This is a genomic window from Sulfitobacter pacificus, from assembly GCF_030159975.1.
GTDB classification, from domain to species: Bacteria; Pseudomonadota; Alphaproteobacteria; order Rhodobacterales; family Rhodobacteraceae; genus Sulfitobacter; species Sulfitobacter pacificus.
Genome location: NZ_BSNL01000001.1, coordinates 3100955 through 3122295, shown reverse-complemented (window position 1 = coordinate 3122295; position 21341 = coordinate 3100955). Strand labels below are relative to the sequence as shown.

Annotated in this window: 24 protein-coding genes; 14 read left to right on the top strand and 10 right to left on the bottom strand. The window is 54.1% G+C overall.

The window, feature by feature from the left end:
* Genes hslV through QQL78_RS15685 form a run of 3 tightly spaced genes read left to right on the top strand, consistent with a single transcriptional unit; the run spans position 1 to position 3118 of the window.
* Positions 1-558, top strand: a complete 558-nt coding sequence (gene hslV / locus QQL78_RS15695) for an ATP-dependent protease subunit HslV (protein ID WP_284374750.1) — start codon at positions 1-3, stop codon at positions 556-558.
* Positions 555-1862: an ATP-dependent protease ATPase subunit HslU gene (hslU, locus tag QQL78_RS15690; protein ID WP_284374749.1), complete on the top strand. Its 1308-nt coding sequence runs from the start codon at positions 555-557 to the stop codon at positions 1860-1862. Before hslV ends, hslU begins: the two co-directional genes overlap by 4 nt.
* A gap of 38 nt (positions 1863-1900) precedes the next feature.
* Positions 1901-3118, top strand: a complete 1218-nt coding sequence (locus QQL78_RS15685; protein WP_284374748.1) for an MFS transporter — start codon at positions 1901-1903, stop codon at positions 3116-3118.
* Here QQL78_RS15685 and QQL78_RS15680 read toward each other — a convergent pair.
* Genes QQL78_RS15680 through QQL78_RS15670 form a run of 3 tightly spaced genes read right to left on the bottom strand, consistent with a single transcriptional unit; the run spans position 3115 to position 5392 of the window.
* On the bottom strand, positions 3115-3705 hold the full coding sequence (locus QQL78_RS15680) for a Smr/MutS family protein (RefSeq protein WP_284374747.1): 591 nt from the start codon (positions 3703-3705) through the stop codon (positions 3115-3117). The two genes, QQL78_RS15685 and QQL78_RS15680, sit on opposite strands and share 4 nt — an antisense overlap.
* Entirely contained in the window at positions 3705-4691 is a 987-nt protein-coding gene (mltA, locus tag QQL78_RS15675; RefSeq protein ID WP_284374746.1) for a murein transglycosylase A, read from the bottom strand. The genes QQL78_RS15680 and mltA overlap by 1 nt, the downstream gene beginning before the upstream one ends.
* A gap of 38 nt (positions 4692-4729) precedes the next feature.
* Positions 4730-5392 carry a Tim44/TimA family putative adaptor protein gene (locus QQL78_RS15670; RefSeq protein ID WP_284374745.1) on the bottom strand — a complete coding sequence of 221 codons (663 nt, stop codon included), beginning with the start codon at positions 5390-5392 and terminating at the stop codon, positions 4730-4732.
* Between the two features lie 104 nt (positions 5393-5496).
* On the opposite strand from QQL78_RS15670, the gene QQL78_RS15665 reads away from it, so the two are divergent.
* Complete coding sequence (locus tag QQL78_RS15665) at positions 5497-5988, top strand: FxsA family protein (protein WP_284374744.1); 492 nt, start codon at positions 5497-5499, stop codon at positions 5986-5988.
* 178 nt (positions 5989-6166) lie between these two features.
* Complete coding sequence (gene secB, locus QQL78_RS15660) at positions 6167-6652, top strand: protein-export chaperone SecB (RefSeq protein ID WP_284374743.1); 486 nt, start codon at positions 6167-6169, stop codon at positions 6650-6652.
* On the opposite strand, the gene dnaQ is transcribed toward secB, so the two are convergent.
* The 4 genes from dnaQ to QQL78_RS15640 are packed head-to-tail and all read right to left on the bottom strand — an operon-like array spanning position 6649 to position 9347.
* Positions 6649-7335, bottom strand: a complete 687-nt coding sequence (dnaQ, locus tag QQL78_RS15655) for a DNA polymerase III subunit epsilon (protein WP_284374742.1) — start codon at positions 7333-7335, stop codon at positions 6649-6651. The genes secB and dnaQ overlap by 4 nt on opposite strands.
* Entirely contained in the window at positions 7328-7918 is a 591-nt protein-coding gene (gene coaE / locus QQL78_RS15650; RefSeq protein ID WP_284374741.1) for a dephospho-CoA kinase, read from the bottom strand. The genes dnaQ and coaE overlap by 8 nt, the downstream gene beginning before the upstream one ends.
* A complete protein-coding gene (locus QQL78_RS15645; protein WP_284374740.1) occupies positions 7918-8751 on the bottom strand; it encodes a shikimate dehydrogenase in 834 nt (277 codons plus the stop codon). The genes coaE and QQL78_RS15645 overlap by 1 nt, the downstream gene beginning before the upstream one ends.
* Positions 8748-9347, bottom strand: a complete 600-nt coding sequence (locus QQL78_RS15640) for a Maf family protein (RefSeq protein ID WP_284374739.1) — start codon at positions 9345-9347, stop codon at positions 8748-8750. The genes QQL78_RS15645 and QQL78_RS15640 overlap by 4 nt, the downstream gene beginning before the upstream one ends.
* 400 nt (positions 9348-9747) lie before the next feature.
* On the opposite strand from QQL78_RS15640, the gene QQL78_RS15635 reads away from it, so the two are divergent.
* The 7 genes from QQL78_RS15635 (at position 9748) to QQL78_RS15605 (ending at position 17092) form a co-directional block, all read left to right on the top strand.
* The gene (locus QQL78_RS15635) at positions 9748-10197 is read left to right on the top strand and encodes a CopD family protein (RefSeq protein WP_284374738.1); all 450 of its coding nucleotides are present in this window, start codon (positions 9748-9750) and stop codon (positions 10195-10197) included.
* A 126-nt stretch (positions 10198-10323) separates the two neighbouring features.
* On the top strand, positions 10324-11595 hold the full coding sequence (rho, locus tag QQL78_RS15630) for a transcription termination factor Rho (RefSeq protein ID WP_284374737.1): 1272 nt from the start codon (positions 10324-10326) through the stop codon (positions 11593-11595).
* A 31-nt stretch (positions 11596-11626) separates the two neighbouring features.
* On the top strand, positions 11627-12913 hold the full coding sequence (gene mnmE, locus QQL78_RS15625; RefSeq protein WP_284374736.1) for a tRNA uridine-5-carboxymethylaminomethyl(34) synthesis GTPase MnmE: 1287 nt from the start codon (positions 11627-11629) through the stop codon (positions 12911-12913).
* Between the two features lie 13 nt (positions 12914-12926).
* Positions 12927-14789, top strand: a complete 1863-nt coding sequence (gene mnmG / locus QQL78_RS15620) for a tRNA uridine-5-carboxymethylaminomethyl(34) synthesis enzyme MnmG (RefSeq protein ID WP_284374735.1) — start codon at positions 12927-12929, stop codon at positions 14787-14789.
* The gene (gene rsmG, locus QQL78_RS15615) at positions 14786-15394 is read left to right on the top strand and encodes a 16S rRNA (guanine(527)-N(7))-methyltransferase RsmG (protein WP_386258404.1); all 609 of its coding nucleotides are present in this window, start codon (positions 14786-14788) and stop codon (positions 15392-15394) included. The genes mnmG and rsmG overlap by 4 nt, the downstream gene beginning before the upstream one ends.
* Positions 15387-16187: a ParA family protein gene (locus tag QQL78_RS15610; RefSeq protein ID WP_284374734.1), complete on the top strand. Its 801-nt coding sequence runs from the start codon at positions 15387-15389 to the stop codon at positions 16185-16187. Before rsmG ends, QQL78_RS15610 begins: the two co-directional genes overlap by 8 nt.
* Positions 16188-16198: 11 nt before the next feature.
* Positions 16199-17092, top strand: coding sequence for a ParB/RepB/Spo0J family partition protein (locus tag QQL78_RS15605; RefSeq protein WP_284374733.1), 894 nt, complete (start codon positions 16199-16201; stop codon positions 17090-17092).
* On the opposite strand, the gene hemW is transcribed toward QQL78_RS15605, so the two are convergent.
* From hemW to rph, 3 genes are read right to left on the bottom strand one after another with little or no spacing between them, the layout of a single operon-like run.
* Positions 17089-18246: a radical SAM family heme chaperone HemW gene (gene hemW / locus QQL78_RS15600; protein ID WP_284374732.1), complete on the bottom strand. Its 1158-nt coding sequence runs from the start codon at positions 18244-18246 to the stop codon at positions 17089-17091. The two genes, QQL78_RS15605 and hemW, sit on opposite strands and share 4 nt — an antisense overlap.
* Positions 18239-18850: an RdgB/HAM1 family non-canonical purine NTP pyrophosphatase gene (rdgB, locus tag QQL78_RS15595; RefSeq protein ID WP_284374731.1), complete on the bottom strand. Its 612-nt coding sequence runs from the start codon at positions 18848-18850 to the stop codon at positions 18239-18241. Before rdgB ends, hemW begins: the two co-directional genes overlap by 8 nt.
* The gene (rph, locus tag QQL78_RS15590) at positions 18847-19560 is read right to left on the bottom strand and encodes a ribonuclease PH (protein WP_284374730.1); all 714 of its coding nucleotides are present in this window, start codon (positions 19558-19560) and stop codon (positions 18847-18849) included. The genes rdgB and rph overlap by 4 nt, the downstream gene beginning before the upstream one ends.
* 142 nt (positions 19561-19702) lie before the next feature.
* On the opposite strand from rph, the gene hrcA reads away from it, so the two are divergent.
* Both hrcA and QQL78_RS15580 read left to right on the top strand, forming a co-directional pair.
* Positions 19703-20737: a heat-inducible transcriptional repressor HrcA gene (gene hrcA, locus QQL78_RS15585; RefSeq protein WP_284375617.1), complete on the top strand. Its 1035-nt coding sequence runs from the start codon at positions 19703-19705 to the stop codon at positions 20735-20737.
* 9 nt (positions 20738-20746) lie between these two features.
* Positions 20747-21310, top strand: a complete 564-nt coding sequence (locus tag QQL78_RS15580) for a nucleotide exchange factor GrpE (protein ID WP_284374729.1) — start codon at positions 20747-20749, stop codon at positions 21308-21310.
* The last annotated feature ends 31 nt before the right edge of the window (positions 21311-21341 follow it).

Here is a 21341-nt window from a genome sequence, read left to right as displayed (position 1 = left end):
ATGACACGAGACGAATTTCCCGGCTGGCATGGCACCACGATCATCGGTGTGAAGAAGGACGGCGAAGTGGTAATTGCCGGTGACGGTCAGGTCAGCCTTGGCCAGACCGTGATCAAAGGCACCGCGCGCAAGGTGCGCCGCCTGTCACCCGGCGGGTTTGACGTGGTTGCAGGGTTTGCCGGATCAACCGCAGATGCCTTTACCTTGCTGGAGCGGTTGGAGGCCAAGCTGGAGGCAACCCCCGGTCAGCTGGCCCGGGCGAGTGTTGAGCTGGCAAAGGACTGGCGCACTGACAAATACCTGCAAAAGCTGGAGGCGATGTTGATTGTTACCGACGGCACGGAACTGCTGATCATCACCGGTGCCGGTGATGTTCTGGAGCCGGAGCATAACATTGCCGCTATCGGTTCCGGTGGGAACTTTGCAATGGCCGCAGCGCGTGGGTTGATCGACAGCGACCGCGACGCCGAAACCGTGGCGCGGGACGCGATGGCAATTGCATCGGACATCTGCGTCTACACCAACGGCAATCTGACCGTGGAGAAAATTTCCAAATGACTGATCTGACACCCCGCGAAATTGTTTCGGAACTTGACCGGTTCATCATCGGGCAGAATGATGCCAAACGCGCCGTGGCTGTGGCCCTGCGCAATCGCTGGCGGCGCAAACAGCTGTCCGATGACCTGCGCGATGAGGTTTATCCAAAGAATATCCTGATGATCGGACCCACCGGCGTGGGTAAAACCGAAATCAGCCGGCGTTTGGCAAAACTGGCGCGTGCGCCGTTTCTGAAGGTTGAGGCGACCAAATTCACCGAAGTTGGCTACGTCGGGCGGGATGTGGAGCAGATCATCCGCGATCTGGTCGACAATGCCATTGTCATGACCCGCGAGCACATGCGCGAAGATGTGAAGGTCAAGGCGCATAAAGCCGCAGAGGAACGCGTGATTGACGCAATTGCAGGGGCAGAAGCACGTGACAGCACCCGCGACATGTTCCGCAAAAAGCTGAAAGACGGTTTGCTTGACGATACAATGATCGAACTGGAAGTTGCCGACACCACCAGCCCGTTTCCAACAATGGATATCCCCGGACAACCCGGCATGGGCGTCGGGATGATGAACCTTGGCGATCTGTTTGGCAAAGCCATGGGTGGACGCACAACAAAGAAACGCCTGTCGGTTGCTGAAAGCTATGAAATCCTGATCGGGGAAGAGGCAGACAAGCTGCTGGATGATGAAACCGTGACCAAGGCGGCCATCGACGCAGTTGAACAGAATGGGATTGTTTTCCTTGATGAGATCGACAAGGTTTGCGCGCGCTCTGATGCCCGTGGCGGTGACGTCAGCCGTGAAGGGGTGCAGCGCGATTTGCTGCCGCTGATTGAGGGAACAACCGTCAGCACCAAACACGGGCCGGTGAAAACCGACCATGTGTTGTTCATCGCGTCGGGCGCGTTTCACATCGCAAAACCTTCTGACCTGTTGCCGGAATTGCAGGGGCGTTTGCCCATTCGGGTAGAGTTGCGCGCACTGACGGAAGAGGATTTTGTGCGCATTCTGACAGAGACCGACAATGCGCTGACGCTGCAATATACCGCCTTGATGGGCACCGAAGAGGTCACTGTCAGCTTTACCGAGGATGGCATCGCCGCATTGGCGAAGATAGCGGCGGATGTGAACCAATCGGTTGAAAACATCGGTGCGCGGCGGCTTTATACCGTAATGGAACGGGTGTTCGAGGAGCTGTCGTTCAGCGCCCCAGACCGGTCAGGTGACGTCATCGAGGTCAATGCAGAGTTTGTTGACAAGAACCTTGGCGCCCTCAGCAAATCCGCAGACCTCAGCCGCTACGTGCTTTAGGGCTTTCCATTCCCGGCCCATCCTGAGACCAAGACAGGATGGGCTATTTTTCGTTTCTTCGTACGAACTGGCTGTTCCTGCTAGCCGGTTTTTTGCTGACGTTCACCTCGTCTTACGGGCAGACCTATTTCATTTCGCTGTTCGCGGGTGAGATCAAAACCGACTTTGGCCTGAGTGATGGACAATGGGGTGGGATCTATACCATCGGCACCACCATGTCGGCGGTTGCAATGATCTGGGCCGGGGTGTTGACGGACAGGTTCCGCGTAAGGGCGCTGGCGGTTGGTGTGATGCTGTGCCTGGCGACGGCCTGTATCGCGATGGCGCTGAACACATCTTGGGTGCTGTTGATCATTGTCATCTTTGCGCTGCGCCTGTCAGGGCAGGGGATGATGTCGCAATTGGGTTCCGTGGCGATGGTCCGCTGGTTTGAGGCGACACGCGGCAAGGCCCTTTCGCTGGCCTCCACGGGATTTGCAGCCGGACAAGCCATTTTGCCCATCGTTTTTGTGGCCCTGTTTGCGGTGACTTCTTGGCGGTCACTCTGGGTTCTGGCCGCCCTCCTGATCGTGCTGACAATACCGTTTCTGGTGATCCTGCTTCGACAGGAACGCACGCCGCAATCCATGGCCGCCGAAACACAGATGAACGGGATGCATGGACGTCACTGGAGCAGGGCAGAGATGCTGCGCTCGGGGCTGTTTTTCCTGATGATCCCACTGATCCTTGGCCCCTCCGCATGGGGAACGGCATTGTTCTTTCAGCAGGTACACTTGGCAGAGGTGAAGGGTTGGGAGCTGGTCGCCTATGTCGCGCTGATGCCCATCTATACCCTATCAGCGATTGCCACGACCTTTGCCTCCGGCTGGGCGATTGACCGCTATGGTGTCAGCCGGGTTGTTCCGATCCAGATGCTGCCTTTCGCGCTGAGCTTTGCGGTGCTGGCCTTTGCGGATACGATATTTATGGCTGGCGTCGGATTGGTCATCTTTGGGGTTGGGCAAGGGTTGCAAAGCACCGCAACCTCTACCTTTTGGGCCGAATATTTTGGCACCCGTCATATCGGTTCAATCAAATCGGTGGCGGCAGCGATTATGGTGTTTGGTTCGGCCATTGGTCCGGGGGTTACAGGTGTGTTGATCGACCTTGGGATTGATTTTCCCGACCAGATGCTGCCGATTTCCCTATATTACCTTATCGCCGCCGCGCTTGCCGCTTATGGGATCAAACGATATCAGCCCACACTTGGCCGCTAGCGTTGACGACGCAGATAGACGTAATAGGCGCCGCTGCCACCATGGCTGATATGGGCCTGACTGACCTGCAAAACCAGAGACTTTAGCGGTGCCATGCCCAACCATTGCGGCACCTGATGGCGCAAGACGCCGTGACGCACGGGGATGGGTCCACCTTCGTCGCGCTGCTTGCCCTTACCTGTAATCACCAGAACCAGCCGCTTTCCCGATGCATGCGCTGAAAGGATAAAACGGCTGAGGGCGGGATGAGCGCGGTCCAATGTCATACCATGCAAATCAATGCGCCCTTCGGGCTTCAACTTGCCGCGCTTGAGTTTGCCAAAGGCTTTTTGATCCATCTGAACTGGCACATGACGCATCTGATCGGGCAGTGAAGGGGCCAGATCATGGGTAGATTTTCGCGGCTTGCCGATGGGTTTGCCCAACACCACAGATTTCGATTTACGCAACGCCGGTACAGTGGGTGCTGGCGTGTCAATCTCGGGCACAAACAACGATTTCAAATCCAGCTTTTCGGTGCGTTCCGTGACCCTACGCCAAAGCGCCAGATCATCTTCGTTCAGATGACCATGCTTGCGATGTCGCATCAGATCGCGCTTTCGGGCAGCAGGGCATAGGCGCGTTGAATGGGCATCAGAACAACCATACGGCCCGGATCGCGCAGCTTGCCGGCTTCCTTGCCAGCAAGGTCACCAGTGCCGAAAAACACATCCGCCCGTTGCGCCCCTTTGATCGCTGATCCTGTATCCTGCGCCATCATCAAACGGCGCAATGGCTTTTTGCCGTCTTTTTCCACCCAGACCGGCGAGCCGAGTTTCACATAAGACGGATCAACCGCAATACTGCGCATTGCGGTGACAGAGCGATTCATCGCTCCCAGCGGGCCCTGATCAGCAGGCACTTTGCTGACCTCGCGGAAAAACACATAAGACGGGTTGTGAAATAACAATTCACGCCCCTCGACAGGATTGCGGCGCACCCAGTTCTTGATCACATCGGCGCTGACCTGATGGGCCTGATATACCCCGCGCCGGACCAGCTCCATTCCAATGGAGCGATATTCATGACCGTTGGAGCCGCGATACCCCACGCGAATATAACTGCCATCGGGCAGTTTGATCCGGCCAGATCCCTGAATTTGCAGAAAGAACAGCTCGACAGGATCATCAACCCAAGCGATCTCAAGCCCACGCCCCGCCAATACCTCCCTTTCAAGGAGTTCCCGGCGGGTCAGAGTGCGCAGATGATCCGGCGGGATCGCATAGACCGGATAGCGATAGCGGGCAGAGCGGTATTTATCGCCCTCAAGTTCGGGTTCGAAATATCCGGTGAACATGGCGTCCTGACCATCACTGATCACAACTGGCCGAAAGAACAATTCGAAGAACTGGCGCGCATCAGGATTGGCAGAGGCATATTTGCACAGCGCACGCCAATCGGGGTCTTTCATATCGCGGCAGGTGTTCAGAAACACCTTAAGGGCCGCGGCGTGATCATCCTCGGCCCAGCCATCAAGCTGATCAAAACCCAGTACATCATAGGTGACATCAGTGGCATGCGCCGGAGTCATCATAAGAACCCCGGCCCATAGTGATGCTGCCCATGCACGGCTTATCCGTCTGTAGAAACCAGCTGCCAATTTGGATCATCCGAGCCCATGATACGAGAGAAGACCCAAACATCCTTCTGGCGCTTCACCTCAGTCAAGCTGCCCTCAATGATGTCACCACCGGCATCACGTACGGCCGAGGTCAGCTCACCAACAAAGCGGATCGTCAATTCGGCCTCATTGGTGGTGGCGTCAAGTGTCGCATCCATCAATTCAGTTTCCCGCACGCCATTAAATTCGGCTTCGATGGTAAGACCCTGATCTTCGCGAGCAGCGACACCATCGACAAAACTCTCGTAAATCTCTTCAGACAGGAACGGCTGGATATCGGCCAGATCACCGCGTTCATATCCCATCACGATCATCTCATAGGCCTGCCGTGCACCGCCCAGAAAATCATCAACACCAAAAGACGGCTCAAGCCGCTTCATTTTTGCTAATGCCTTTGCGGCATCGCTGCCTTCAGGCACATGATCGGTGATATCCAGATCAGGACCACCTTCAATCACTTCGAAAGCCGGGCTGTTGCTGCGAGACCGGGGGGCCTGATCGGTCACGGGAGGTTTTTCAAAACCTTCCCGGGTTCCCAGAACATTCTTGAGCCGCAGGATCAGGAATACTGCAATACCGGCCAGGACCAGAAGCTGTATCAAAGGTGAATTCATCGAAACCTCACGGTGTGAAACATGGAAATATGTGCGCTTTGTCCCTATGTAGGTGCTTGGGTTGGGTGAGTCCACTCTACCCCAAGTAAAAGGACATTCACCGCATGTGGCTATTGATCGCATTTATCGCCGTTCCCTTGATCGAAATCGGGCTTTTTATTCAGGTCGGAGGGCTGATCGGACTGTTTCCCACACTCGCCATTGTGTTGGTCACGGCCGTTCTGGGCACTTGGCTGGTGCGCACTCAGGGTGCCATGGCCTTGGGCCAGTTGCGCACATCGTTTTCTGATCTGCGCGATCCCACGGAACCACTGGTGCATGGTGCCATGATCCTGTTTGCCGGCGCATTGTTACTGACGCCCGGATTTTTTACCGATGCGGTTGGTTTTGCCTTTCTGGTCCCCTCAATCCGGCAGGCCGCCTATAAGGCATTACGTGCACGGGTCAATGTGCAGTCCTTCGGCACACCGGGGCAGGGCACCTATCAAGGACCATCGCGCCGTTCAGACCAAAGCGATGTGATTGATGCCGACTATCACGAAATCCTTGATGACACACCGCGCGACGATGGCCCCTCCGGCTGGACAAAACACTGAAGCATTCCACAAAACCTGATAGAAAGCGCGTCGCTTAACGCGTTGGAATATCCGGTTTCTGGCAAGGCTCGGTGGTTCAAGTTTTTCGCGAACTGATATGCGGGCAGGACAGACCATTGAGCGCCGCCGCGCCTTCTGCTAAGCCCGCTTGAAATTGATTTACCAAAGGAACAGCCTCATGGCCGAAGAAGAAGCAACACCCGCACCGGCGCAGATGCGCGTATTGGGCCAATACATCCGCGACATGTCATTTGAAAACATCATGGCGCAAAAAGGCGGCGGCGCAGATGTGCAGCCGGATGTGCAAGTTGAGGTTAAACTGGACGCGAGAAAGCGTTCTGTCGACAATCAGTATGAAAGCGCAATCAAGCTGAACGTGACGTCCAAGGACACAGCTGGCAACACAACCCTGTTCCTGCTGGAAGTCGACTATGTCGGTATTTTCCACATCGAGAACATCCCGGATGACCAGATCCATCCATTCCTGTTGATCGAATGCCCGCGGATGATCTTCCCATTCCTGCGCCGCATCGTCAGTGATGTGACCCGCGACGGTGGATTCCCGCCGCTGAACCTTGAAAACATTGATTTCGTATCACTTTACCGCAACGAAATCGCGCGTCGTCAGGCTTCCGAAGGCACACCACCGCCCGCTGACGCCTAAAACTTTGACCACATCGCATCGCCGCCCAGCTTGCTGACAAATTCAGCATGGGCGGCGTTTTCCTTTTCGGTCAGCCTTGAGGGCAGGGGATTTGGCCGTGGTTTTGGCGTCCAATGGGTTGTCGTTGTTTGCGAACCCGTCTGGGGCTGTGAAGACAGGGCAAAATCGGGTTGCCGCCCACCGATCAGCTCAAGATAGACTTCTGCCAGAATTTCACTGTCCAGCAGGGCACCGTGCAAGGTACGGGACGTGTTATCGATATTGAACCGGCGACACAGCGCATCCAAAGATGCAGGTGAACCGGGAAATTTAGTGCGGGCAATCTCTAGTGTATCAACGGCCTGTGACCAAGGGATTTGCGGCAATCCCATCCATTTCAACTCGGCGTTCAGGAATTTGATGTCGAACTTGGCGTTGTGGATGATCAACTTTGATGTGCCGATGAAATCCAGAAAGGCCTGACCGATCTGGGCAAACTTTGGCTTGTCTCGCAGAAAATCATCGCCCAAACCATGCACCTCGAACGCCTCTTGCGGCATGGCGCGTTCGGGGTTGATGTATTGGTGATAAGTTTCGCCGGTCGCCATATGCCCGATCAGTTCAACCGCACCGATCTCAACGATGCGATCACCGGATTCGGGATCAAAACCTGTGGTTTCCGTATCGAGTACAATCTCACGCATGGCGCTGTTTTTCCCTGATGTCCCTGACCACTTCTTGCACCTGACGGCGCGCATTTTCAATCGTGTCCGTCGTAATCACATAGTCTGCCCGGGCCGCTTTTTCATCTGCGGGCAATTGTTTGCTGCGGATCACTTCGAATTGTTCCAGGGTCATCGTCCCCCGTGCCATCACCCGTTCTTTCTGGGTATCCGCGTCAATGATCACACAGGCCACTGCATCCACCTTACCCTCTCCACCGGTTTCATAGATCAGAGGAATATCAAGGACGATGATGTCCTCTGCGGCCTCTGCGATAAAGGCGGCGCGGTCTTGCCCGACAAGTGGATGGACAATCACCTCAATTTTTTTCAGCGCTGTGGGGTCGGCAAGAATGATCTCTTTCAACCTTGCGCGGGACACTGCGTTCTCTTCGATGGCATCAGGAAACAAGTCTCTAACAGGGGCAACTGCGGCCCCTCCTGTGCTATATAAACGATGCACAGCGGCATCCGCATCCCAAAGCGCGCACCCCTCCTGCACAAAAAGTTGCGCAGTTGTTGACTTGCCCATACCGATTGAACCGGTCAAGCCCAGCAGAAACATCAGCGCAGCGCCGCCGCACGGGTTGCGCGGTCAACCTCCGGGCGTTTGCCGAACCAACGTTCAAATGCAGGGACCGCTTGATGCAGCAACATCCCCAATCCATCCACCGTGACGCAACCCGCCTGTTCAGCCGTCGCAAGCAGATTGGTTTTCAGTGGCGCATAGACCAGATCCGTCACTACGGTTCCCGGATTCAATCCATCGAGCGGCACACGCATTTCACCTTTGCCGATCATACCCAGTGATGTGGTATTCACGACCAGAGCGGCATGTTCCATCATATTGCCGGCCTGCACCCAGTCAAAGATCCGCAAACGATTGCCAAAATCCGCCTTTAGTTTCTCGGCCCGCACCCGCGTCCGGTTGGACAAGAAAATTTCAGGCACACCTGCATCCAGAAGCGAGGCGATGACCGCCCGCGCCGCGCCACCGGCACCAAGCAGGGCGGCAGGACCGGATTGAGGTGACCAGTTTGGCGCGCCAATCTTGAGGTTTTCCAGAAACCCATAACCATCTGTATTATCCGCATGGATTTTCCCATCTTTACGGAAAATCAACGTGTTCGCAGCCCCGATCAAGATCGCCCGATCCGTGACCAGATCAGCGATCGACATGATCTTTTCCTTATGCGGGATCGTGACGTTGGCACCGACAAAGCCCATCTTGGGCAGGGTACGCACCACCTGTTCAAGGTTATCCGTGTTCACGTCCATCGGTATATAGTGACCGGCAATGCCATAGGTCTTGAGCCAATGACGGTGCACCTGTGGCGATTTCGAATGTGCAATTGGTGATCCGATTACCCCGGCCAAGGGGATGTTAGGCAAATTCATGTGGCAAGATCCCCGCGCAAGGTCAGATAATTTAGCAACTCCAGAAGTGGCATACCAAGAACGTTAAAGTAATCCCCTTCTATGTTCGAGAACAGGCGCACACCTTCCTCCTCCAGTTTATAACATCCCACTGCATGGCGGATGCTTTCCCAGTTCCGCCGGATGTATTCCTCTAGGTAGCCATCTGTGGCATCGCGCATCCGCAGACGCACCTGACCGACATGACGCCAAATCGGCTTGCCGTCCTCGCAAAGAACTGCCGCACTAAGCAGGGAATGGCGATCACCACGCAACGACTGGAGCTGGGTAAAGGCGTCATCGGGACTGGTTGGTTTCGACAACAGTTGTCCCCTATGATCCAATACCTGATCACATCCCAAGACCAAGGCACCTGGGTTCTTTTCGCTGACCTTGCGCGCCTTCATTTCAGCCAGTGTATCGGCAATGTCACGGGGCGGCGCATTTTCAACGATCAAGGACTGTTTGATCATGTCCTCATCAATCCGGGGCACCTGAACCAGATGGTCCACACAGGCCTGCGTCAACAGTTTTGCCCGGATGGCGGAACCGGAAGCGAGGATAAGAGGCTGCGGCATGGGGATAACCTTGTGGACGGTGTTAAGGGTTTCTTAAGGAGTTTTAGTGCAGAATTTGCAAAGACGAAACACGCTCAGGAAATTTGCCGGGTTATGCCCCCGGCTGGCCGTTTCGTACACCTGAGGAAAAGAACAACCTCCCCTTGGGAGGAATCGGTTTTGCCGTCAGTTATCTTGATTTCACACACAGTTTCAGTGAAAATCTACCTGCATAAAGTTCTATTTTTAAAAGATATTTTTGACCTTTACCTCTGTTTACCCACAGGCCCGGGATAGTTTTTCCTTGGCCCTGCCAGCCTTGGGGTAACTCATTAATCCACAGAAAATCTGCTCCCTACTTACATCATCATCTTTCTTATCTTCTTTATTATTATAAGAAGGACAAAGAACGGAGTGAGATATGTCAGACATCCTTGCGCTTGCTTACCCATGGGTCAAAGCACTTCATATCATATCGGTGATTTCCTGGATGGCGGCTTTGTTCTATTTGCCGCGCCTGTTTGTGCACCATACGGAACAGGGCGGATTGTCGGGGGCAACCCATGATCTCTTTGCCATGATGGAATTCAAACTGGCGCGTGTCATCATGCGACCCGCGATGCATGCCACCTGGACCTTCGGATTGTTACTGGTCTTCACGCCGGGCATTGTGGACTGGTCCGCCATCTGGCCCTGGACCAAAGCTGCCAGCGTCCTTGCAATGACAGTGTTTCATACTTGGCTGATCATTCGGATGAAGGCCTTCCAGCGGGGTGAGAATTCCGTGTCCGGGCGGCAATACCGGCTGATGAATGAGGTGCCGACGGTTTTGATGATCATCATCGTCTTCTCGGTTGTCGTGAAATTCTGACTGATTGACTCGCGCCGGTCAGCCGCTTATATCCCTTGCACCACCCCGTTCGGGGATCGGTCTTAGCTTTTTCATTCTCCATATCGACCAGCCAGCAGTTTCCGCGCGGCTGCACAGGATTTCTTCATGACAACCGATACGCTGAACCTCGCTGATCTTAAGGCGCAAACGCCCAAGAACCTTCTGGCAATGGCCGAGGAACTTGAGATCGAAAACGCCTCTACCATGCGAAAAGGCGAAATGATGTTTCAGATCCTGCGCGAACGTGCAGATGAGGGCTGGGAAATCTCCGGCGACGGTGTTTTGGAAGTTTTGCAGGATGGGTTTGGCTTCCTGCGGTCACCGGAAGCCAACTATCTGCCGGGCCCGGATGATATTTATGTCTCACCTGATATGATCCGCCAGCATTCCCTGCGCACCGGGGACACCATTGAGGGGCTGATCAAGGCCCCTGACGATACTGAGCGGTATTTCGCCCTGACCGAGGTCACCAAGATCAACTTTGAAGAGCCAGAGAAGGCCCGTCACAAGGTTGCGTTCGAGAACCTGACGCCGCTTTACCCGGACGAGCGGCTGACGATGGAAGTGGAAGATCCCACTGTCAAAGACCGTTCAGCGCGGATCATTGATCTGGTATCACCCATCGGTAAAGGCCAGCGGTGTCTGATCGTTGCGCCCCCGCGGACGGGTAAAACGGTTCTGTTGCAGAATATCGCGAATTCGATCGAGATGAACCATCCAGAGTGCTATCTGATTGTTCTGCTGATTGATGAGCGCCCTGAAGAAGTCACCGATATGCAGCGTTCGGTGAAAGGCGAGGTTGTTTCCTCGACGTTTGATGAGCCTGCAACGCGTCACGTTGCCGTGTCCGAGATGGTCATCGAAAAAGCGAAACGTCTGGTGGAACATAAACGTGATGTTGTAATCCTGCTTGATTCCATCACGCGGTTGGGTCGGGCGTTCAACACGGTTGTGCCGTCCTCTGGTAAGGTTTTGACTGGTGGTGTGGATGCTAATGCCTTGCAACGCCCCAAGCGTTTCTTTGGTGCAGCACGTAATATTGAAGAAGGCGGTTCACTGACGATTATCGCAACTGCTTTGATCGACACAGGTTCGCGGATGGACGAGGTGATCTTTGAAGAATTCAAAGGCACGGGTAACTCTGAAATCGTGCTGGATCGTAAGATTGCTGATAAACGTGTGTTCCCGGCGATGGATATTCTGAAATCCGGTACCCGTAAGGAAGACTTGCTGGTCGATAAGGTTGATCTGCAAAAGACATTTGTCCTGCGTCGGATTCTGAACCCGATGGGGACCACCGATGCGATTGAATTCCTGATCGGGAAGCTCAAACAGACAAAGACCAATTCGGATTTCTTTGACTCTATGAACACCTGATTGTTATTTAATAACAAAAGGTTATGTAGAAATGGACACGATTTTTGCGCAGGCCACAGCTGCGGGTCGGGCTGGTGTGTCGGTTGTACGGATATCGGGGCCAGACGCATTTAAAGTTGCAAGCGACATGGTTGGATCCTTGCCGCGATCACATCAATCTGCATTGCGATTGGTAAGGGACAGCGACAAGAGTATCATTGACCAGGCGCTGGTCCTGAAATTTGATGGTCCCAACAGCTTTACCGGCGAAGATATCGTTGAATTGCAACTACATGGCAGCATGGCTGTGATGCAGGCGGTTTTGCGACGGCTGTCGATGTTTCCGTTGACGCGGCTGGCCGAGCCGGGGGAGTTTACCCGACGGGCCTTGGAAAACGGCAAGCTGGATCTGGCACAGGTGGAGGGCCTGTCTGATTTGATTGAGGCGGAAACGGAAGCGCAGAGAAAGCAAGCGCTGCGGGTGTTTTCCGGCCATCTTGGATCTATCGTGGAGCGCTGGCGCGCGGATCTGATCCGGGCTGCTGCTCTGTTGGAAGCGACAATTGATTTCGCTGACGAGGATGTGCCCGTTGACGTGACGCCAGAGGTGACGACCCTTCTGGAAGGTGTGTCCGTTGAGATGGGTAACGAAGTGGAAGGATCCAAGATCGCGGAACGGATACGGTCCGGTTTTGAGGTTGCGATTGTGGGTGCGCCGAACGCAGGGAAATCAACTTTACTAAATGCGCTTGCCGGTCGTGATGCTGCGATCACTTCAGAAGTGGCAGGGACGACTCGGGATATCGTAGAGGTGCGCATGCATCTGGATGGTTTGCCGGTTACGCTTTTGGATACGGCTGGTCTTCGTGAAAGCGAAGATGCTGTGGAGGTGATTGGCATCGAGCGCGCCATGGCACGCGCAGAAACCGCGGATCTACGCATCTTTTTAAAACAACCGACGGATGTTTTGCCGGTTGAACCGCAAGCCGACGATATCATTGTTCATCCAAAAGCAGACCTTTTTCCGGATGTTAAAAACGGTGTCTCTGGGAGTACAGGGGCAGGGCTGACTGAGCTGGTGGATCGCGTTACAGATGTATTGAAGTCGAGAAGCAGTGCGGTGGGCGTCGCCACACATGAGCGGCATCGATCCGCAATGCTGCATACACTTGCCGGTTTGGAACGCGTGAAAAACATCCTTTCCCAAGGCAGCGAACAATATGATATCGCTGCGGAGGAGCTGCGCTCTTCGGTACGCGCCTTGGAAACTGTGGTTGGGCGGATCGGGGTTGAAAACCTGCTTGATGAAATTTTTCTGAGCTTTTGCATCGGAAAGTAGAGGAGTGTTTCACGTGAAACATTATGAGGTCATTGTTATTGGTGGCGGTCATGCCGGAACCGAAGCGGCACATGCCTCTGCGCGTATGGGCGTGGAGACAGCCTTGATCACGATGTCGCGTCAGGGGATTGGCGTGATGTCATGCAATCCGGCAATTGGCGGGTTGGGGAAAGGGCATCTGGTCAGAGAGATCGATGCCATGGATGGTGTGATGGGACGTGTTGCTGACCGGGCGGGGATCCAGTTTCGCCTTCTTAATCGCCGAAAAGGTCCGGCGGTTCAGGGGCCACGGGCACAAGCCGACCGAAAAATTTATCAAACAGAGATGCTCGCAGAGACGGAGAAACAAGAGAATCTTACCATTATTGAGGGTGAAGTTACTGATTTTCTGTTGGATGCGGATAGGATCACCGGAGTTGAGTTGGACAGTGGAGAGGAAATTCAGGCTGCGGCGGTGATCTTGACCACGGGGACATTTTTGCGTGGGATCATTCATATTGGGGATGTGTCGCACTCAGGTGGGCGGATGGGTGATAAAGCATCTGTAAAGCTGGCTGATCGGATGGGAAGTTTAAAGCTTCCTATGGGACGTTTAAAAACCGGCACGCCGCCACGTCTGGACGGCAGAACGATCAATTGGGATATTCTGGAAAGTCAGCCAGGTGATGATGAACCGGTTTTGTTTTCGTTCTTGTCCAAAGCACCTTTCGCCCAGCAGATTTCTTGCGGCATCGCCCATACAAATGAGGCAACTCACGCCATTATCCGAAAGAATCTAGAGAGATCTGCCATGTATGGCGGACAAATTGACGGTGTGGGGCCGCGCTATTGTCCGTCGATTGAGGATAAGGTTGTCCGCTTCGCCGAGAAAACCTCTCATCAGGTTTTTCTTGAACCGGAAGGGGTGGATGATTTCACCATCTATCCAAATGGTATTTCGACGTCTTTACCTGAAGATGTTCAACTTGACTATGTCCAATCGATGGTGGGCCTTGAAGAGGCGGTGATCCTTCAACCGGGATACGCTATCGAATATGATTACGTTGATCCGCGGGCGTTGAACAGTTGTCTCGAGTTAGATGCTGTTTCAGGTCTGTACCTGGCAGGTCAAATCAACGGTACCACAGGATATGAAGAAGCCGCGGCACAGGGGCTGGTTGCCGGTCTAAATGCTGCGCGGGCTGTGCGGAAACAACCGCCAGTGATTTTCAGCAGGGCAGATAGCTATATCGGTGTGATGATTGATGATCTGACCTCGCGAGGCGTGTCTGAGCCTTACAGGATGTTTACCTCACGCGCTGAATTCCGTCTTTCTCTGCGCGCTGATAACGCGGATCAACGGCTCACACCTTTGGCGATTGAACTTGGTTGTGTTTCAAAAGAGCGGACGGAGCAGTTTCTTGGCAAGCTGGAGCGGCTTACTGATGCCAAAACCCTGCTGACGGAGCGCACATTTACACCTTCTGAAGCGATCAAAAGTGGTTTATCCGTCAGCCAAGACGGCACCAGAAGAAACGCTTTTCAGCTGCTTTCATTTCCGGGAGCCACATTTGAAAATGTGATGCGTCTACAGGAAGAGTTCGAAGGTGTTGACATGGAAACACGCCGACAGATTGAACGGGACGCACTTTATTCTAACTATCTTGACCGGCAGCAGGCGGAAATTGATGCGTTGAAGAAAGATGAAGCCTATCGGATTCCATCTGATTTTGACTTTTTGTCTTTGGGTGGACTATCGAACGAACTGAAATCCAAGCTCTCCACCGCGCGCCCAGAAACGCTGGCGCAGGCCGCACGGGTTGAGGGTGTGACGCCGGCAGCTCTTACGCTGATTCTGGCCCGGCTGAAGCGTCCAGTCGTGGGAAAGTCAGCATGATGGCGGAAGGAGCGCTTGATGTTTCACGTGAAACATTGGGCAAGCTGGAAGCCTTTGCTGAGCTGGTTCAGAAGTGGACGGCAAAGATCAATTTGGTGTCCAAAGCCAGCGTTGAACAGGTTTGGGAGCGACATATTCTTGATTCAGCGCAGATATACGATCTAGCGCCAGCGAAGGGTCATTGGGTGGACCTGGGAAGCGGCGGTGGTTTTCCGGGCATCGTTGTTGCCATTCTGTCCCAAGGTGCAGCTGCGGATCACAAAATTACCCTTGTTGAGAGCGACCAGCGAAAAGCTGTTTTCCTGAGAACTGCCATCAGAGAGTTAAACCTGGACGCGACAGTTCTTTCCGAGCGGATTGAGAGCATTGCGCCGCTTGAGGCTGATGTCCTTTCTGCACGCGCGTTGGCGGATCTAAACGATCTTTTCGGCTTTGCGTCATTGCACTTGGCATCTGATGGTCTCGCTCTGTTTCCGAAAGGCGAGAAATGGCAAAAAGAGATCGTTTCCGCGCGGGAACTGTGGTCATGTCAGATCGATGCGATTAAAAGTAGATCCAACCCCAAGGCGGCAATTCTAAAGATCAAGGATATCGTTCGTGTCTGACCTTTCCCGCCCAAAAGGGCCCAAGATTATCGCAGTCGCAAACCAAAAGGGTGGGGTGGGGAAAACAACAACCACCATTAATCTTGCTGCGGCATTGGTTGAAGAAGGCAAACGTGTGCTGGTCGTCGACCTTGATCCGCAGGGCAACGCGTCGACAGGTCTGGGTATTGATGTCGATGATCGCGAATTCACCACTTACGAGCTTTTGCTGGAAGATTTGGACCTGAACGATGTGATCCAGAAGACGGATTATGACGGGCTGTGCATCGTTCCTGCAACCGTTGACCTCAGCTCTGCCGATATTGAGCTGATGTCGAGTGAGAAGCGCAGTTTCCTATTGCATGATGCGTTGCGCCAAACCCAGATGGATGGCTTCAACTTTGATTATATTTTGATCGATTGCCCACCGTCGCTAAACCTGTTGACGGTTAATGCTATGATTGCCGCGCATTCGATCCTTGTTCCCTTGCAGAGCGAGTTTTTTGCCTTGGAAGGCTTGAGCCAGCTAATGATGACGGTGCGTGACGTACGGCAAACCGGGAATAAAGAGCTTAGGATAGAAGGCGTTGTTCTGACCATGTACGACAGTCGGAACAATCTTTCCCAGCAGGTGGAAAGCGATGCGAGAAGCAACCTTGGTGCTTTGGTTTTCAAAACCATGATCCCGCGAAATGTCCGTGTATCTGAAGCGCCAAGTTTCGCGATGCCAGTTTTGAGCTATGACAGCCAGTCCAAGGGGGCAGTCGCCTATCGGGCATTGGCAAAAGAAATGATCCAGAACAATCAGACCTAGGAGGGAATACCATGGCGGATAGACCAGACAGAAAACGTGGCCTTGGACGTGGGCTCTCTGCTTTGATGGCGGATGTGGCGGAAACCGAAGCGGTCTCTGCGCAGGGCCCGGGGGCAGCGGAACAGGTTGTCCCGATCGAGCGTATTTCCCCCAATCCTGATCAGCCGCGCAAACGGTTCGAGGATGCTGACCTTGCGGATCTCGCGGCCTCTATCAAAGAGAAAGGTGTCATTCAGCCTTTGATCGTGCGCAAATCAGGTGATCAGGGGTATGAGATTGTTGCAGGTGAACGGCGGTGGCGCGCCGCACAGATGGCGCAACTGCATAGCCTGCCGGTTATCGTCCGGGAGTTTACGGATGTTGAGGTTCTGGAAGTCGCGATCATTGAGAACATTCAGCGCGCCGATCTGAACGCAATTGAAGAGGCAGCAGGCTATCGTCAGCTGATGGAGAAGTTTGGGCATACGCAGGAAAAACTTGCTGAGGCTCTAGGTAAAAGTAGAAGCCATATCGCGAACTTGATGCGCCTGCTGAACCTGCCGGACACTGTTGTCGATATGGTGCGTCGTGGGGATTTGAGCGCGGGTCATGCACGAGCACTGATCCCCGCGCAGGATCCTGTTGGTTTGGCAAAGCAGATTGTCAAAGGGGGCCTGTCGGTGCGGGCGACCGAAGCGCTGGTGAAACGCGAAGCTGCCGGTGGCGAAAGCACAGCCAAACCTAAATCAAATCCTTCGGATGAAAAAGATGCAGATACGGTTGCTCTTGAGGGTGATCTATCTGCCTCTCTGGGGATGAAAGTGGTTCTGGATCATAAATCCGGGCAGGAAAACGGGCGGCTGACAGTTCAATATAAGTCTTTGGACGAGCTGGATGTCCTGTGCCGGATGTTAAGTGGCGGCTAATGGGGCATCAACGCTTCAATCACAGCGTTTAGAACCATAACACCTTGATTCTTAACAGTTAAACGGTCGCCACTAACCTCGATCATGCCGATATCCGTAAGATGATCAAGCGTATCCCTGGACAGGGGTACGCCACCGATCTTTTCAAAACGATCTATTGAAATCCCTTCTTTCACCCGCAAGCCCATCAAAAGAAATTCGGTTGCCTGCTCTTGAGGTGAAAGCGCCTCTCGGGGTTTTTCGGAAGTGCCTGATGCCACTCCGGTTAACCATCGGTTTGGGTTGCTGTAACACTCCGTCGCCATTTTGCTGCCGTTCAAGGTCAATCGTCCATGCGCGCCGGGGCCGATGCCGATGTAATCCCCATATCGCCAATAGATCAGGTTATGGCGTGATTGCGCACCTTCGCGGGCGTGATTGGAAACCTCATAGGCCGGCATCCCGAATTGTTCACAGACATCTTGCGTGAGTTGAAACATATCCGCACCCAGGTCTTCGCTGGGGAGGCCGGCAAGTTTGCCACGGGCGTATCGATCCCCGAAAGCGGTGCCGTTCTCAATGGTGAGCTGATAGAGAGAAACATGATCTATCGCTAGGGTTAGAGCCTGCTTTAGCTCCGCTTCCCAGTCTTCGCAGGTTTGATTCTGTCGACCATAGATCAGATCAAAACTCACCCGTTCAAAGTGACCTCGGGCAATGTCAAACGCAGCCAAGGCTTCCTTGGTGCTGTGCAGGCGGCCCAGGCGTTTCAGGTCTGGATCATTCAGTGCCTGAATGCCCATGGAAACGCGGCTTACACCAGCTTGCCGGAAGGCGGCGAAACGACCAGCTTCGACCGAACCGGGGTTTGCCTCAAGGGTGATTTCCAGATCATTTGAAGTGGGCCAATGTGCGCGGATTGCCGAAATGATATCGGCAACGGTTTCCGGGTCCATCAAGCTGGGGGTGCCGCCACCAAAGAAGACGGCGTTTAACACGCGGCCTTGGGTTTCAGAGGCGGCTCGCGCCAGCTCCGTCAAATAGGCGTCGCGCCATGCCTTTTGATCAATGCTGCGCGATACGTGGCTGTTGAAATCGCAATAGGGGCATTTGGCCTCGCAAAATGGCCAGTGAATATAGAGGCCAAATCCCCCCTGTTGCCAATCTTCAGTCAAAACAACCTTTCAGCAGCTTTGCAAATACATCTGCGCGGTGGCTGATTTCGTTTTTCTCTGTGTGCGACATTTCGGCGAAGGTTCGTGAATGACCGTCCGGCTGAAACATCGGATCATAGCCGTGGCCCAAATCCCCGCGCAATGGCCAGACGAGCGTGCCGTTCGCGCGACCCTCGAATACTTCATCATGCCCGTCAGGCCAGGCCAGCACCATCGTTGCGCAGAAACGGGCGCGGCGGGGATGCGGGGCGGATTTTTCTTCCAACAAGTTATGGGTCTTTGTCATTGCCATCAGAAAGTCACGGCCATTTGGCGTTTCGGCCCAATCCGCGGTGTATACGCCGGGTGCGTTGTCTAATGCTTCGACCTGAATACCTGAATCATCTGACAAGGCGGGAAGGCCGGTTGCCTTGGCCGCGGCATGTGCCTTGATGCGGGCGTTGCCGACAAATGTGTCTTCGGTCTCTTCCGGTTCCGGCAGGTTCATCTCGGCCGCGCCGACAACTTTCACACCATGGGGTGCGAATAATTCGTTTAGTTCTTCCAGCTTACCAGCGTTATGGGTGGCAAACAGGATGCGATCTTCGGTAAACTTGCGGGTCACGCGGTCACTTCTTTCTGGACGGCGACCAATTCGCTCACGCCTTTTTCTGCTAGGTCCATCAGCTGGTTCATTTGATCGCGGGAATAGGTAGAGCCTTCGGCGCTCATCTGGACTTCGATCAGTTTCTTGCTGCCGGTCATGATAAAGTTACCGTCAACACCGGCCTCTGAATCCTCTGGGTAGTCCAGATCAAGCACTGGCTGGCCAGCATAGATGCCACAGCTGATCGCGGCGACAGGATCAACCAAAGGATCAGTGATGACATCGCCGGCTTTCATCAGTTTGTTTACCGCAAGACGCAGGGCAATCCAGCCACCGGTGATGGAGGCACAGCGCGTGCCGCCATCAGCCTGCAAGACATCACAATCAACAGTAATCTGACGTTCTCCCAAAGCCACGCGATCAACACCCGCACGTAGGGAACGTCCGATTAGTCTCTGGATTTCGACGGTTCTGCCACCTTGCTTGCCTGATGCGGCCTCGCGGCGCATGCGTGTATTAGTGGCGCGGGGCAACATGCCGTATTCTGCGGTGACCCAACCAAGACCGGAGCCCTTGATAAACGGCGGCACGCGATCCTCAATTGTAGCTGTGCACAATACATGGGTATCGCCCATCTTGATCAGGGCCGACCCTTCTGCATGTTTGGTAAAGCCAACTTCTACAGAGACAGCACGCATTTCATCGAGTTTTCGGCCAGAGGGACGCATATTATTTCCTTTCTTGATGTTGATCTGGGATACCGTCCCCTGACGACAGGATGCAACCCTGATTGACGTTTGCCTTTCGCGCACCTTTATTGGCCAGATCATGAGTGAACCTAAATCCGAAACAACAAACCTGCTGAACGAGATGAACGCGCGGTCGCGCGAGGTATTTCGGCGCGTGGTCGAAGGGTATCTTGCCAATGGCGATCCGGTTGGTTCGCGGACACTGACCCGTGACTTTAGCGAAAAGGTAAGTGCTGCGACGATCCGCAATGTGATGCAGGACCTCGAATATATGGGGGTGCTGGGATCGCCCCATACCAGCGCCGGACGAATACCGACCCAGATGGGTCTGCGGATGTTTGTAGATGGGATGATCGAAATCGGTGATCCAACAGAAACAGACCGTGAAAGGATTGACGCAACCCTCGGCAACCGCGCGTCAGACGTGGGTGGGTTGCTGGACCGTGTCGGTTCTGCCTTATCGGGCGTGACGCAGGGTGCGTCGCTGGTGCTGACGCCGAAACATGAGGCGCCGATAAAACATATCGAGTTTGTTTCACTTTCGACCGATCGGGCCTTGGTCGTTCTGGTGTTTTCGGACGGGCATGTCGAAAACCGCTTGTTCTCACCCCCGGTTGGCCAGACTCCCAGCTCCATGCGGGAGGCGGCTAATTTCCTTAATGCGATTGTTGAAGGCAAAACCATCAGCGAAGTGCAGCAGGCGGTAACCAAAGAAATCGCGCAGCGCCGTCAGGAGATTGATGTGTTGGCGCAGCAATTGGTCGAAAGCGGTCTGGCGCTTTGGACGGGAAGCGACGAAAGTTCCGAACGGTTGATTGTTCGGGGGCGGTCGAACTTGTTGGAGAACGAGGCCGAAGAGGCGGATCTGGAGCGGATCAAGAACCTGTTTGACGATCTGGAACGCAAACGTGATATCGCCGAATTCCTTGATCTGGCTGAGGAAGGTCAGGGTGTGCGCATTTTTATTGGCTCAGAGAACAAACTTTTCTCACTTTCGGGTTCCTCTCTGGTGGTTTCCCCTTATATGAACGCTGACCGTAAGGTGATTGGCGCGGTCGGGGTGATTGGCCCCACGCGTTTGAACTATGGGCGCATTGTCCCAATTGTGAATTATACGGCGCAGCTTGTCGGCAAGCTGGTGTCCGACCGCAGCTAGAGGGTTAAGATGGCAGAGGCGAACGAAAACGAATTCCTCGATAATATCGAAGAGGCAATGGCAGAAGAATATGCGGCCGAAGAGGCCGAGATTGATGACGAGGCACTGGCGCTGGAAGAACTGCGCGCAGAGCGCGATCAGTACAAGGACCGTTTCACGCGGGCTTTGGCGGATGCGGAAAACGCGCGTAAACGGTCAGAGAAAGACCGGCGCGAGGCGGAAAACTATGGCGGGTCGAAGCTGGCTCGTGACATGTTGCCTGTTTACGACAACATGAAACGCGCCCTTGAAGCAGCAACCGATGAACAGCGCGAAGTTTCCGGCCCCTTGTTGGAAGGTGTTGATCTGACCATGCGCGAACTGCTGAATGTGTTTAAGAAGCACGGCATCGAAGTAATCTCGCCCGAAGTTGGTGATCGCTTTGATCCGCAGCAGCATCAGGCGATGTTTGAGGCACCAGTGCCGGGCACCAAATCAGGTGATATTATTCAAGTCGCTGCCGAAGGGTTCATGTTGCACGACCGGTTGCTGCGCCCTGCGCAAGTCGGGGTCTCCTCACAGCCTGCATCGTAAAGCACAGGTTCAGAGCTCCAAGTAGGAAGCG